This window comes from Amycolatopsis vastitatis (genome assembly GCF_002234595.1).
GTDB classification, from domain to species: domain Bacteria; phylum Actinomycetota; class Actinomycetes; order Mycobacteriales; family Pseudonocardiaceae; genus Amycolatopsis; species Amycolatopsis vastitatis.
Window position 1 is genome coordinate 1 of record NZ_NMUL01000162.1, and the last position, 215, is coordinate 215.

At 66.5% G+C, this 215-nt stretch carries 1 pseudogene; it reads right to left on the reverse strand.

From position 1 onward, the window contains the following. A pseudogene (locus tag CF165_RS49875) lies at window positions 1–212 on the reverse strand (signal peptidase I); the annotation flags it as partial. Window positions 213–215: the final 3 nt, after the last annotated feature.

The following is a 215-nucleotide window of genomic DNA, read 5'->3' on the forward strand; positions in this document are numbered from 1 at the left end:
ATCCGGTCGCCGGTGCACCCCGGACACCCGTGCAGCGTGGCCTCCATCGACCCCGAGGGGATCATGAAGACCTTCGCGAGGAATGTCTGGATCAGGATCGTGAGCACCAGGGCGATCACGAGCAGAATCGGCAGTTCCTTCCAGAACGACCGTTTCTTGGCGGGCTTGGCTCGCCGCCGGCGGGATCCCCCGCGCTCCTCGGAGCGGGACAGCCT